The organism is Pseudomonas sp. GW458-11-26-14-LB4, from assembly GCF_059423925.1.
Genome location: NZ_JBWKYU010000015.1, coordinates 1 through 13,428, shown reverse-complemented (window position 1 = coordinate 13,428; position 13,428 = coordinate 1). Strand labels below are relative to the sequence as shown.

The following is a 13,428-nucleotide window of genomic DNA, read 5'->3' as shown; positions in this document are numbered from 1 at the left end:
GATTTTTCAGCCACTTGAGAAACTGGTACGGCTTGTGCAAACGTTTGCGAGTCGCTGTTGACTGCCTTTTCGTTACAAAACCGTACAGGCCCCATGGTTCCGGGCCTTGATCCGCAAAAAGGACTTTGAATGCACGTTTTCTCCTGCCACCGTCGTCGCGGTGTGCGCACCTTTGCTGTTTCCCTGCTACTGGCCGGCGTTACCGGAGTTCTCAGTCACTCCGCGATGGCGCAAACCGCCCTGCCCGATGAATCCGCCCAGGGCGAAGCCCTCAGCCCCGAAGCCAGCCCGCCGAAAAAAGGCGCGTACCTGTCGGACTGGTACAACCAGGACCTGATGCTGATCGGCAGCAAGGACATCAGCTTCGGCCCGCAACCGGCCGACGACATCTACCTGGAATACGAGTACTTCGGGCGCAAGGGGCCGTTCGAACTGTACGGCTACATCGACATTCCGAAGATCTTCAACATCGGCAACAGCCACGACAAAGGCGTGTGGGATCACGGCTCGCCGGTGTTCATGGAGCACGAGCCGCGCATCTCCATCGACTACCTCGCCGGCCGCAGCCTGGCCATCGGGCCGTTCAAGGAATGGTACGTGGCGTTCGACTGGATCTACGACCACGGCAGCCGCAAAGAGAACCGCGCCAACACGCTGTACAGCGGCTTCGGCACCGACATCGACACCCATTCACGGGTCAATCTGTCGGCCAACCTGTACGGGCGCTACCAGTGGGAAAACTACGGGGCCAGCAACGAATATTCGTGGGACGGCTACCGCGCGCAACTCAAGTACATCGTGCCGATCGACAAATTCAGCAACGGCGCCTCGCTGACCTACATCGGCTTCACCAACTTCGATTTCGGCTCGGACATCCACAAGGACAACCCGGCGCGCACCGCCAATGCCACGGTGGCGACCAACGTGTTGCTGTACTCGTTCACCCACTTGCGCTTCACTTTGGTCGGCCGTTACTTCCACAACGGCGGCAACTGGGAGGACGGCAGCGAGCTGAACTTCGGCGACGGTAATTTCCGTGCACGTTCCAATGGCTGGGGGTATTACGCGGGGGTCGGGTATCAGTTCTGATCCCGCCCCTTTCAAGGCTGAACATACTGGCGAGACTGCTCGCGTTGACGCCTACAGAACAATACAGCGCATCAGGTATACAAACCCGCCGCCCCGTTTGATCGGGACGGCGAGTTTTGTCGTTTCGGGCACAAATCAACGCAGTGTTGAAGAGTGTTGAAGATTATGTCCTCAAAGCCACGCGACCTTGCGCCTTTGCCTACGCATCCGCCAGAATCCGCCGGCTTGTGCGCCTTGGGGGCGGGTTCTATTGTTTGGCGGTCGCTGAAAAACAGCGATCGGGTTTAGCGACTCGAATCATAAATAGGTGCATCAGCGCTCCATGCTTTGTCGCAGGCTCATCGTCTGCAACTCCGCTATGGTGGCTGTATGCGGGAGACCCTCGGGTCTGCCGGGTGCCTATAACCGGTTCGCTAACCTGCGTACAGCCGCCACCTTCCTGTTTAGCGACAGCTCCGGGCGGCTCCACTCTTATAGGAGCTTCACCATGATCAAACCCACACCCAATCCACCCGAAACCGACCCCACCTCGCCCTACGAAACCCTCGACTCCAAGAAATTCCACGAAGCCGCCGAACGCGCCCTCGATCACTATCTCAATCCACTGCTCCCCCGAAAACCCCTGCTCAAACACAACACCCGCTACCTCATCGCCCCCGGCATCGACAACGAAGAACTGCTGGCCGACGCCTGCGAAACTCTGACCTCGGCCAAGGTGATGGCCAATGACTTCGCCGGGCTGGTGGATGGCCCGCAGCGGCATGTGCTGTTGGGGATTGCGCAACTGATCATGCTGGGTGAGCTGGCGGTGAATCGGGTGCTGGATAATCTGGAAGTGAAGACTGAGGCGTCCGCTGCAGCCTGATCGATTGATCGACTGATCGTTCCCACGCTCTGCGTGGGAACGATCTAATGCATTGGTGTCGCTCAGGGAATCAGGATGACCTTGTCGCCACTGCCCTGATTCACATCGGCATACCGCGCCAGCCCTTCGGCCAGCGGGGCTTCCACCAGCCCTTGCGGCAGTGGCAGCAGGTCTTCGTCGAAGAACCGGCCAAACTGTTCCAGCATCGCCGCGCAGGCCTCAACGCCATACAGCAACGAGTTGATGCCGACCACCGAACCGCCCTTGCGATACAGCGCCAGCGCCGGCAACTGCACATGCCCATCGACTGGCGCAGCGATGATCGCGATCCGCCCGAACGGTGCCAACGCCGGCACCGACGCTGGCAGCCAGAACCCGGTGGTGTCGAAGATCACATCGGCACCACCGCGATACACGGCGTTGACCTGCGCACCCAGATCCTCGGGTTTATCCAGCTGAATCGTCTGATAACCCTGCGCCTGCAAGTCCTTGACCTGCTCCGGCCGCCGCGCCGCCGCCAGCAACTGCGCGCCGCGCACCTTGGCCAGCGCCAGTGCCGCCGTCGCCACCGCCCCGCCGCCAATCACCAGCAAACGGGTTTCGGCACTGACCAGACTGCGCTCCAGCGCATCCCACGCCGTGGTGTACGGCACGCCGAGGCTGGCGGCCTGGGTGAAACTCAAATGCGAAGGCTTGTGCGCCACGCCATTGGCCGGCAGTTTGACGAACTGTGCGTGGGAGCCATCGGCGAAAAAACCCAGCTCACGCCCGGTGCCCCAGACCTCCTGACCGATCAACCCTTGCGGCCCTTCGACCACCACACCGGCAAAGTCCCGACCGGGAATACGCGGCAGCGTGGTGTACGGGAAACGCCCGAGCACGTTCTTGACGTCGCTGGGATTGAGGCCGGCAGCCCTGATCTGCACCAGCACCTCGTCAGCGTCCGGCACCGGCGTCGGCACCTCGACGAAGCGCAGGGACGACAGGTCGCCGGTTTTATCGAATTGCAGTGCTTTCATGGAAATCTCCACCGAAGGAAAAAGACAGGATTCAGGACAGCCAGCCACTGACCAGTTGCCGGCCCATCGGCCACAACTGCTCGCCCGCCAGCATGCCCAGCAGGCCCACCAGCGCAATGGTCGGCGGCGCCGGAGAACGGACATCCAGCGCGCCATACAGCAGGCCGACACCCAGACCGACGCCCAGTGAAATCAGGTAATTCATGGGATCACTCCGCCACACAAAGGGAATGGGCAAAGTCTAGGGAAAGGCTGCGACCGGCATCGGCCAAGGACTTCTGAATTTCGGCCAAATCAGCCGGCAAGCGGCCCGCTATCGAATTGCGAAGGGGCGACACCCAGCTCCCGGCGGAACATGTCGCTGAAACTGCTCGGCGAATAACCCAGCTCACGGGCAATCGCGCTGACCGGCACACCCTGGATCAACTCCGCCACTGCCGTCGCCAACTGCACCTGCCGCCGCCACTCGGCGAAGCCCATGCCCAACCCTTCCTTGAACAACCGCGCCAGGGTGCGCACGCTGGCCCCGGCGTTTTCGGCATGTTGCTCAAAAGGAATGTCCAGCGACGGCGCGGCCATCACCGCCTGACACAGGCTCATCAGCCGCCGGTCGGCATCGTCCGGCAGCGGGATCTTCAGCTGTGAACGCCTTGCACGTTTCAGCTCCAGCAGCGCCAGCCCGACCAATGCCTCGTAATACTCGGCATCACCGCTGTCGCCCTGCGCCACCAGACCGACAATCAACTCGCGCAGCAGCCCGCCGACCTCGATCACCTGCACCGTCTCATCCAGCGTTGCCGCCAACGCCGGGCGCAGGTAGATATTGCGCATCTGCAAATCCGACACCACCCGAATCCCGTGCGGCACCCCCGGCGGCAACCACACCGCCCGCTGCGGCGGCACCACCAGCGCCTCGTGGGGCGTCTCGACCCACATCACCCCGCTCATCGCATACAGCAACTGCCCCCAGACATGCTCATGCGGCTCGATGAACAGACCACGCGGATACGTACGCGCCAGCGGTTGCACCGGCACATCGGTATCACTCAGATCGGGGGGTGCAGCGAGGGCCATGGCGAGCATTCATCGGGGTTGGTGAGAGCGCCATGGTAACCAGTGCGCCTCGTCCCTTGCCATTGATAGATACCATCGGACAATCCGAGTGAATTTTTCCGGAGCCCAGCGATCCTTCTATTACCACAGGGAGGAAGATGGGCTTTATGAACAACGCAAAACTGTACGTCATCGATTACACCCTTCACGGCGCGCCAAAGTCGTTCATTATCCGCTCGGACAAAATGGACAACACCGAGGCGTGGCACTGGGCAAGCTGCGACGCAGGGGTCGGCCGCATCCCGCGTTTCGGCCGGGAGAAAGTGCAAAAGACCAGCAAGCCGATGGCAGAAAAATTCGGCGTGGAAAACGTCACATGGCGACCGGCCAGCTAAGCTTGCGCGCAGGCGGGGACTATTTCGGGGGATTACACATGACAACCATCAACAGCCCCGCGCACCTGGACTACGGCCTGGACACCCTCTTTGGCCGCATCACCAAAAGCGTCGACTGCCCGGTTGGCCTGGAACCCGTCGAAAACGACCCCTACCGCTTCGCCCTGCGCGTCCCGGCCCCCTTGCCGGAAGACCTCGAAAAGGCCAAAACCATCGTCGTCAACGTCGAAGGCCGCCGCCTGCAAGGCAACGTCCGCCACACCGAACGCCTGGACGATGACAGCCTGAAACTGGAAGTGGAGCCCGACTAGGCTCCACTTTTTTCAATACCCGAGATTACTTGGGATGCGCACACTGACACCCCTTACCAGAACACTCCTCACCACTCTTGTGATGATGCGCACAGGCCTCACAGCAATAATGCTTCCCGTGCGCCACATAAGAATGCTCACCCTCCTTGATCGTGCAACGACATCCCGGACAATCGCATTTTCTATCTGCCATGGAACAGACTCCTTCGGTGGTGGTTGTCTGAGGCCGAAAGAACAAGCCGTGCTACCAGTGTAGAAGGTGAAAAGCACCTAACCACCTAGTCCCCCTACCCCTCCACCACTCAACACGATGAGCGTTAGCTCGAGTACCGCTTTTGATCGCAACGCCCGTCGGCAGGCTGAGTGGAGGGATTGATCCGGGGGTGGGAGCGCAGCGACCGTGCGGCGCAGCCGCATGCATCGAGAGGAGGTGCAGCGAAGCAAACCGTAGGCGATGCCCCCGGATCAATCCCGGAGCGAAGGAACCCGAGCCACAGCGAGGGCCGTACGTCAGGGTAAAGCCTTTTTGGTTACTTTTTCGGCGTTTGGAAAAAGTGACCCGCCGTAAGGGCGGAACCATAAGCAGCCACCCCCGAAGAAACGGATATTCACTCAATCAATCAGCCTGCCGCACGCTACTGCGATACATGAAAACCAGCGCCAACCCGAGACAAACCATCGCCAAAACTCGACTAGAAGACAGCTCAATCGCCGGATTCCCCAACCACCCAAAATTATCAATCAACATCCCCATCCCCAACTGCCCGACAATCACCGCCACCGTCGCCACAGCCGTCCCCACCCGAGGCACCGCCCCCACCATCACCATCATATAAACCACCCCAAACAGCGCCCCGCTCAACTGCCACTTCGGCACCTCCAGCAAACTCACCGCCTGAGCAGGCTCAAAAAACAAAATCAACAACCCCGTAGAAACGGCGCCGACGACAAACGTCAACAAACTGCTGCGCAACACCCCAACGGTCTCCCCCAACCGCCCATTGATCGCCGCCTGCACACTCAACACCGCACCGGCCAACACCACCACCGCCAACAAAATAACCAGACTCATCACTCACCCCCGCGCAATCAAAACCAAAGCCGCCACAATCAACCCCAACGCCAGCCACCGCTCAGCATTGACCTTCTTGCGCGTAGCCCCAAACCACCCGAAATGGTCAATCAACACACTCTTGCCAACCTGCCCCGACAAAATCGCAATCATCGTCATCGCAATCCCGATATGCGGCGTCGCCAGCGTCAACACCACCACATACATCGGCCCCAGAAACCCGCCGATCAACTGCCAGCGCGGCAGATCGGTCAGCGCCGGCCCCTTCTGCGGCCCCGCAAACAGCAACAACAAAAACAGAATCGCCGAGCCCACCCCGAAGATGCTCAAGGTCGCCCACAAATGCCCGACCTGCTCACCCAACGGCCCCAGCAACCCCGCCTCCACCGACAAACCCATGCCAGCCAGAATCACCAGCGGCAACAGCAACAAACGCAAACCGGGCCGCGCTACCGGCGCCGGCGCGGCACTCACTTCATCAAACGACTGCATCTGAAAAACCTCTGAAGGAAACGATGGCGCGGATTATCGGCTGGCGCAGCTGTGCGATAAATGGGAGCATCCGGACAACACTTTTGCGCAAATCGCACAGCAGGACAGACCATGCACGGGCTCAACGAACTGGGATTCAAGGCGCTAAGGCTGTTTGTGGCGGTGCTCGACCACGGCAGTTTTTCCGAAGTCGCCCGCCGCGAGGGCGTGGCGCCCTCCTCGATTTCCCGGCAGATCCAGTTGATGGAGCAAGCGCTGAACCAGCAGCTGCTCTACCGCCACACCCGAGCGGTCACGCCGACCGAAGCCGGGCGCATGCTCGGCCACCACGCGCGGCTGGTACTGGTGCAACTGGAAGAGGCCGAACAGGCGTTGCAGGAACAGCAAAGCGAACCGACCGGCCTGGTGCGGATCAACGCCCCGGTAGTGTTCGGCCAACGTCATCTGACGCCATGGCTCGGCCATTTGTGTGAGCGCTATCCGAAGCTGCAACTGGACATCCAGCAGACCGACCACTATATCGATCCGCTACAGGAAGGCGCCGACCTGCTGTTCCGCATCGGCCCGCTGCACGACTCAAGCATGCAGGCGCGGATCCTCGCGCCGCACCGGTTTCAGGTCGCGGCAAGTCCCGCGTATCTCAAGCGCTTCGGCACGCCACAGCATCCCGAAGACCTCGCCCGCCACCAGTGCCTGGCCTACAAGGGCGCGACCGGCCTGCAGCGCTGGTTCTTCCGGCAGGATCAGGGCGAGTGGACGCCGTATGCAGTCAAGGGTCCGATCACCGGCAACCATGCGGACACGTTGACCCAGGCCGCTGTGCAAGGGCTGGGGCTGGTGATGTTTCCGTCATGGCTGATCGGCGAGGCGGTGCGCGAGGGCACGCTGGTGCCGGTGTTGGGGGATTATCAGGTGTCGAACAGTGTCGAGCCGCAGCAGATTTCGGTGCTGTGGCCGGGGAGCCGGCGGTTGTCGGTGAAGGTGCGGACGGTCATCGACTTTTTTATCGAGTGCTTTGGCGAAGTCCCCTACTGGGACAGGCCCTGAGCTCGCCAAAGTCAAAAGCCGGCCCTCACCCTAGCCCTCTCCCGGAGGGAGAGGGAACCGAACGGGGGATATTCGAGAGATACGCCGACATGAGCGATCGGCTGTGAATCCATAATCGACACGATTTTTCAGGTCGATGTATGACGCAAGACACTGCGGTCAGTCCCCTCTCCCTCCGGGAGAGGGTTAGGGTGAGGGGGCCTTTGGGGGTCAGATCCGGAACTGCCCCACCAACTTCCCAAGCCGCTGCCCCAACTCCGCGAGACTGCGCGAGGTCTGCGCCCCCAACTGTGTCTCATCCGCCACGTTATCCACCGCCACCGCAATCTGGTGCACGCTGCGGTTGATCTCTTCCGCCACAGCCGTCTGCTCTTCAGCGGCACTGGCAATCTGCGCGTTCATCGAGTTGATGGTCGCAATCAGATCCGCCATCGCATCCAGCGACGCCCCCGCCTGATTGGCTTGAGCCGAAGTACCGTCACCCGCCTCGCTGGAACGGCGCATCGCTTCCACCGCCGACTGCGTACCCGCCTGCAAGCGGTCGATCATGCCCTGAATTTCCTGCGTACTGATCTGCGTGCGCGACGCCAGCGCCCGCACCTCGTCCGCCACCACCGCAAAACCGCGCCCGGCCTCACCGGCCCGGGCTGCTTCGATCGCGGCGTTGAGCGCCAGCAGGTTGGTCTGTTCGGCAATCGAACGGATGACCCCGAGCACGCCGACAATCGACGACACGTCCTGCTGCAGGCTGTCGAGGGACACGCCGCTGCTGCGGATGTCGTCCACCAGCGCATGAATCTGCTTGATGCTGCCGGCCACCACGCGCTTGGCGGTCTGGCCCTCTTCGTCGGTCTGCTGCGCGGCGACGGCGGCGTTCTGCGCGCTCTTGGCGACTTCCTGGGCGGCGGCGGACATCTCGTTGATCGCCGTGGCGACCTGATCGGTTTCGTGACGCTGACGTTCCATGGCCTGATCGGAGCGCTGGGCCTGATCCGACACTTGCGTCACCAAGCCAGTCAGTTGCGACGTCATCTCGGTGATCTGCCGCACCAGGCCGTGGATCTTGTCGACGAAACGGTTGAACGAGCCGGCCAGTTCGCCGAGTTCGTCCTGGCTGGTGATGGTCAGGCGCCGGGTCAGGTCACCCTCGCCCGCCGCGATGTCATCGAGGTTGGCTTTCATCAGGGTCAGCGGTCGCAGAATGGTGTTGGCCAGCAGCATCCCCGCCGCCGCGATCACCAGCAGCACCACCACTGCCACACCGACGATGCTCAAGACCACGCCCTGCATGCGTTCCTGCACCTTGGCCTCGACCACCGCCACTTGCGCTTCGATGCCGTCGAGGTTGACCGACGTACCGACCGCCATGTCCCACTTCGCCAGATATTCGGTGTAGCCAAGTTTCGGCACCAGCACTTGCGCGTTGCCCGGCAGCGGCGAGCTGTATTGCAGGTAGTGAGTGCCGTCCTTCGCGACTTTCACCAGGTCGCGGTTGACATAGACGCCGTTCGGGTCGCGGTTGTCCTTGAAGCTTTTGCCCACGCCTTCGGGGTCGTTGGCCTTGAACAGGCGCACGGTCTCGGAGTCGTAGCCGAAGAAGTAGCCGTCCTTGCCGTACTTGATGCTCGACAGCAGCTTGATCACCTGCGCCCGCGCCTCGGCGTCACCGGGAGCGGCGGCGTCGTACAACGGTTTGATGGTGGTCATGGCCACGGCGACGTAACTGGCCAGCGTGGCTTTGGCGTCACCGAGCAGGCGTTCGCGGGTCTGCTGGACTTCATTGCGCGCCTGTTCCTGAAGGATGAACAGCGTGGTCAGGCTGATCACCAGCGCAAAGAGCAGCACCGGAAGGACGGCAAGGGACAGGACTTTAGCCTTGAGACTCAGGCGCATGGGGGCTCACTCTTTTGGTTTTATTGGCGTGGTTAAAGGCTTTAACGGCACGCGAAACCAAAAGTTGAGCTTAGACCTGAGTTCGACCCCCCGATGCAGATCGTTCCCACGCTCCGCGTGGGAATGCAGCCCGGGACGCTCCGCGTCCCAAAGCGTGACGCAGAGCGTCACAAGAGGCATTCCCACGTAGAGCGTGGGAACGATCAAACGATCACGTCAGAGGACCATCGCAGCCACCCAGCCAAACGCCAGCAGCGGCAGGTTGTAGTGCAGGAAGGTCGGAACCACGGTGTCCCAGATGTGGTGATGCTGGCCGTCGATGTTCAGCCCGGAGGTCGGGCCGAGGGTCGAGTCTGACGCGGGCGAACCGGCATCGCCCAAGGCACCGGCCGTGCCGACGATGCAGACAATGGCAATCGGGCTGAAGCCCAGTTGCACGCACAGCGGCACGAAAATCGCCGCCAGAATCGGCACCGTGGAAAACGACGAGCCGATGCCCATCGTCACCAGCAGCCCGACCAGCAGCATCAGCAAGGCCCCGATGCCTTTGCTGTGGTTGATCCACGACGCCGACGACTCGACCAGCGTCTGTACCTCGCCGGTGGCCTTCATCACTTCGGCGAATCCGGAAGCGGCGATCATGATGAACCCAATCATCGCCATCATCTTCATGCCTTCGGTGAACAGGTCGTCCGTCTCGCGCCATTTGACGATGCCCGACGCCGAGAAGATCAGGAAACCGGCCAGCGCCCCGATAATCATCGAATCCAGCAGCAACTGAATAATGAAGGCTGCGGCAATGGCGACACCGGCGATCAACAGACTGCGGGGGTTGTACTGCACTGCCACCTGCTCGACCTGCTCGATTTTTCCCAGGTCGTATACGCGCTTCTTGCGGTAACTGATAAAGGCGATGCCCAGCCCCACCAGCATGCCCAGCGCCGGAATCCCCATGGCATGGGTGACGTTGATACCGCTGATGTCAACGCCACTGCGGGCAACGTTGGCCAGCAGGATCTCGTTTAGGAAAATATTGCCGAAGCCCACCGGCAAGAACATGTACGGCGTAATCAGGCCGAAGGTCATGACGCAGGCGATCAGCCGACGGTCCAGTTGCAGCTTGGTCAGTACATAGAGAAGCGGCGGCACCAGCAGCGGAATGAACGCAATGTGAATCGGCAGGATGTTCTGCGACGCGATCGCCACCACCCACAGCAGGCCGATCAGCATCCATTTGACGCTGCCGCCACCGGTCGCATGCTGGCGGTCGACCATCGCCAGAGCCTTGTCGGCCAGCGCGTGGGCCAGACCGGACTTGGCAATCGCCACGGCGAAAGCGCCGAGCAACGCGTAGGACAACGCCACCGTCGCCCCGCCACCCAGGCCACTGTTGAAGGCCTTGAGCGTGGCGTCGATGCCCAGACCACCGGTCAGGCCACCGACCAGCGCACCGACGATCAACGCGATCACCACATGCACCCGGGACAGGCTGAGGATCAGCATGACGCCGACCGCAGCAATCACTGCATTCATTTCACTACCTCGAAAACACGACGGTAAAGCCATTCACCGCCAGACAGGATGAGTCCGGCCGACAAGCCACGAGGGTCGCCAGCGGATTTGCATAGAGGGTCTTATTAGAAGGGCGCGCACTGTGCCGCAGCGCGGGCGCAGTGTCAAAGCGACTGGTCGCAACACTGTGTAACTTTCCATGATCAATCCGCTGAACAGGGCATATCCGCCACAACATGCGTCAATTCGCCCTATTGCATTTACGCCATAAAGAAAGCCGAAACGCGGCCGTTACAGTGCAAAGTCTCAGATATTTATCGAATAAGGACGTTTCCATGTCACTCAGACAACTTTCCATCCAATGGAAAATCACCCTGCTCGCCGGGCTCTGCCTGGCCGGTATCGTGACCCTGTTGGTGGGTCTTTCGCTGTATCGCATGGAGCACAGTTCCGAACTGGTGAAAGCTTCGAGCATGGAAATGCTCACCGAGTCGGCCCAGGCCCGCATTGAATCCCAGGGCGAAGTCCAAGCAGCGGGCATTCGCCAGCAGTTCATGGACGCCTATCAATATGGCCACGGTTTCTCGCGTCAGGTGCTGTTCCTGCGCGAACAGGCCGAGAAGCGCTTCCTCGATGCCTTCGACCTGCGCGAAGACATGACTCGTCAGGTGAAATCGGCGCTGCAGGCCAATCCGGATCTGCTCGGCCTGTCGCTGGTGTTCGAAGCCAACGCGCTGGACGGCAAGGACGAACTGTTTGCCGGTCAGGCTGAACTGGGCAGCAACGACAAGGGCCGCTTCGCCCTGTACTGGTCGCAGCCGACCCCGGGCAAGGTGACCTCGATGGCCCTGCCGGAAAGCGACATGACCGACACCAGCACCGGCCCCAGCGGCCAGGCCGCCAACGCCTGGTTCACCTGCCCGCGCACCACGCTCAAGCCGTGCGTGATCGAACCCTACTTCTATGTGATCGACGGGCAAAAGGTGCTGATGACCAGCATCGTGTTCCCGCTGATGGTCAACGGCAAAGTCATCGCCTCGCTGTCGGTCGACATCAACCTCAACAGCCTGCAAGCGATCAGCCAGAGCGCCAGCAAAAAGCTCTACGACGGCCAGACCGCCGTGAGCATCGTCAGCCCCGCCGGCCTGCTCGCCGGTTACAGCCCGGACGCCAATAAACTCAGCCAGCGCCTGGATGCCGTGGACACCACCAGCGGCGCCGAGCTGCTGCGCCTGCTCGCCTCGAGCAACGCCGTCAGCAGCCTGCACAGCAATGCGCAACTGAAAGTGCTGTCGCCGTTCCAGCCGATTCCCGGCGGCCCGTCGTGGGGCGTGCTGCTCGATGTGCCGGAGAAAGTGCTGGTCAGCCGCGCCGAAGCGCTCAAGCAGCAACTGGATGCCAGCAACACCTCGGGCACCCTCATCGAACTGAGCCTGGGCGTGCTCGCCGCGCTGATCGGCCTGCTGCTGGTGTGGCTGATGGCCCGCAGCGTGACCAAACCGATCCTCGGCGTGGCCCATATGCTGGAAGACATCGCCAGCGGCGAAGGCGACCTGACCCGCCGTCTGGCCTACGACAAGAAGGACGAGCTCGGTCAACTGGCTGGCTGGTTCAACCGCTTCCTCGACAAGCTGCAACCGATCATCGCCGAGGTGAAACGCTCGGTGCAGGACGCGCGCAACACTGCCGATCAGTCTTCGGCCATCGCCACTCAGACCAGCGCCGGCATGGAGCAGCAATACCGTCAGGTCGATCAGGTCGCCACCGCGTCCCACGAAATGAGCGCCACCGCCCAGGACGTGGCCCGCAGCGCCGCGCAAGCCGCCGAAGCCGCCAAGGATGCCGACCGCGCCACCCGTCAGGGCCTGACCGTGATCGACCGCACCACCGCCAGCATCGACACCCTCGCCGCCGACATGAGCGCAGCGATGGTGCAGGTCGAAGGCCTGGCCGCCAACAGCGAGAAAATCGGCACCGTGCTGGAAACCATCCGCGCCATCGCCGAACAGACCAACCTGCTGGCCCTGAACGCCGCCATCGAAGCCGCCCGCGCCGGTGAAGCCGGACGCGGTTTTGCAGTGGTCGCCGACGAAGTGCGCAACCTCGCCCGCCGCACTCAGGAATCGGTGGAAGAAACCCGTCAGGTGATCGAGCAATTGCAGAACGGCACCCAGGACGTGGTCGGCTCGATGGGCAACAGCCATCGTCAGGCCCAGGGCAGCGTCGAACAGGTCGGCCAGGCCGTGACCGCGCTGCGCCAGATCGGCGATGCGGTGACGGTGATCAGCGACATGAACCTGCAGATCGCCAGCGCTGCCGAAGAGCAGAGCGCGGTGGCCGAGGAGATCAACAACAACGTGGCGACGATTCGTGATGTGACGGAGTCGCTCTCGGGACAGGCGAATGAATCGGCGCGGGTGAGTCAGTCGCTCAATAGCCTGGCGAATCAGCAGCAGAGTTTGATGGATCAGTTTCGGGTTTGACTCGGGATTGCTGAAGATCAAGAGCTTACCCCCTCACCCCAGCCCTCTCCCCCAAGGGGGCGAGGGGGAAAGGGAGCAGATCTCCAAGGTGTTCAAAACTGAGTTCGACTGAAGACTTTCAGGTCGGTGTAGCTCGGAAAACCAACTCGGTCAGTCCCCTCTCCCTCCGGGAGAGGGTTAGGGTGAGGGGGGCTCTT

14 protein-coding genes and 1 pseudogene are annotated in these 13,428 nt (G+C 61.6%); 7 read left to right on the top strand and 8 right to left on the bottom strand.

Annotation, left to right across the window (positions count from 1 at the left end):
• The first annotated feature begins 129 nt into the window (after positions 1-129).
• Positions 130-1,089 (top strand): nucleoside-specific channel-forming protein Tsx, encoded by a 960-nt coding sequence (locus AC07XZ_RS19645; protein WP_085745877.1) that lies wholly within the window; start codon positions 130-132, stop codon positions 1,087-1,089.
• Positions 1,090-1,576: 487 nt separating this feature from the next.
• Positions 1,577-1,954: a DUF6124 family protein gene (locus AC07XZ_RS19640; RefSeq protein WP_039770242.1), complete on the top strand. Its 378-nt coding sequence runs from the start codon at positions 1,577-1,579 to the stop codon at positions 1,952-1,954.
• 62 nt (positions 1,955-2,016) lie between these two features.
• On the opposite strand, the gene AC07XZ_RS19635 is transcribed toward AC07XZ_RS19640, so the two are convergent.
• The 3 genes from AC07XZ_RS19635 to AC07XZ_RS19625 form a co-directional block, all read right to left on the bottom strand.
• On the bottom strand, positions 2,017-2,973 hold the full coding sequence (locus AC07XZ_RS19635; protein WP_085745876.1) for a quinone oxidoreductase family protein: 957 nt from the start codon (positions 2,971-2,973) through the stop codon (positions 2,017-2,019).
• A 31-nt stretch (positions 2,974-3,004) separates the two neighbouring features.
• Entirely contained in the window at positions 3,005-3,178 is a 174-nt protein-coding gene (locus AC07XZ_RS19630; RefSeq protein ID WP_007958996.1) for a DUF1427 family protein, read from the bottom strand.
• A gap of 89 nt (positions 3,179-3,267) precedes the next feature.
• Positions 3,268-4,056, bottom strand: coding sequence for an AraC family transcriptional regulator (locus AC07XZ_RS19625; RefSeq protein WP_085745875.1), 789 nt, complete (start codon positions 4,054-4,056; stop codon positions 3,268-3,270).
• A gap of 137 nt (positions 4,057-4,193) precedes the next feature.
• Here AC07XZ_RS19625 and AC07XZ_RS19620 point away from each other — a divergent pair, with 137 nt between their 5' ends.
• Together AC07XZ_RS19620 and AC07XZ_RS19615 are read left to right on the top strand one after the other, a co-directional pair.
• Positions 4,194-4,421, top strand: coding sequence for a DUF6555 family protein (locus AC07XZ_RS19620; protein WP_011335095.1), 228 nt, complete (start codon positions 4,194-4,196; stop codon positions 4,419-4,421).
• Positions 4,422-4,459: 38 nt separating this feature from the next.
• Entirely contained in the window at positions 4,460-4,732 is a 273-nt protein-coding gene (locus AC07XZ_RS19615; RefSeq protein WP_085745874.1) for a hypothetical protein, read from the top strand.
• Positions 4,733-4,757: 25 nt separating this feature from the next.
• Here AC07XZ_RS19615 and AC07XZ_RS19610 read toward each other — a convergent pair whose 3' ends face one another.
• The 3 genes from AC07XZ_RS19610 to AC07XZ_RS19600 all read right to left on the bottom strand — a co-directional run bounded on the left by AC07XZ_RS19610 (position 4,758) and on the right by AC07XZ_RS19600 (position 6,296).
• Entirely contained in the window at positions 4,758-4,925 is a 168-nt protein-coding gene (locus AC07XZ_RS19610) for a metallothionein (protein WP_074689145.1), read from the bottom strand.
• Positions 4,926-5,348: 423 nt separating this feature from the next.
• Entirely contained in the window at positions 5,349-5,804 is a 456-nt protein-coding gene (locus tag AC07XZ_RS19605; protein ID WP_085686889.1) for a DMT family transporter, read from the bottom strand.
• Positions 5,805-5,807: 3 nt separating this feature from the next.
• A complete protein-coding gene (locus tag AC07XZ_RS19600; RefSeq protein WP_039770247.1) occupies positions 5,808-6,296 on the bottom strand; it encodes a DMT family transporter in 489 nt (162 codons plus the stop codon).
• A gap of 111 nt (positions 6,297-6,407) precedes the next feature.
• Here AC07XZ_RS19600 and AC07XZ_RS19595 point away from each other — a divergent pair, with 111 nt between their 5' ends.
• The gene (locus AC07XZ_RS19595; protein WP_085745873.1) at positions 6,408-7,343 is read left to right on the top strand and encodes a LysR family transcriptional regulator; all 936 of its coding nucleotides are present in this window, start codon (positions 6,408-6,410) and stop codon (positions 7,341-7,343) included.
• A 210-nt stretch (positions 7,344-7,553) separates the two neighbouring features.
• On the opposite strand, the gene ctpM is transcribed toward AC07XZ_RS19595, so the two are convergent.
• Positions 7,554-9,236 (bottom strand): methyl-accepting chemotaxis protein CtpM, encoded by a 1,683-nt coding sequence (ctpM, locus tag AC07XZ_RS19590; RefSeq protein WP_064380901.1) that lies wholly within the window; start codon positions 9,234-9,236, stop codon positions 7,554-7,556.
• A 216-nt stretch (positions 9,237-9,452) separates the two neighbouring features.
• Positions 9,453-10,769 (bottom strand): Na+/H+ antiporter family protein, encoded by a 1,317-nt coding sequence (locus AC07XZ_RS19585; RefSeq protein WP_102687106.1) that lies wholly within the window; start codon positions 10,767-10,769, stop codon positions 9,453-9,455.
• A gap of 215 nt (positions 10,770-10,984) precedes the next feature.
• Between AC07XZ_RS19585 and AC07XZ_RS19580 the strand changes: the two are divergent.
• A pseudogene (locus AC07XZ_RS19580) lies at positions 10,985-12,373 on the top strand (methyl-accepting chemotaxis protein); the annotation flags it as partial.
• A 102-nt stretch (positions 12,374-12,475) separates the two neighbouring features.
• Positions 12,476-13,231, top strand: a complete 756-nt coding sequence (locus tag AC07XZ_RS19575) for a methyl-accepting chemotaxis protein (RefSeq protein WP_371807414.1) — start codon at positions 12,476-12,478, stop codon at positions 13,229-13,231.
• Positions 13,232-13,428: the final 197 nt, after the last annotated feature.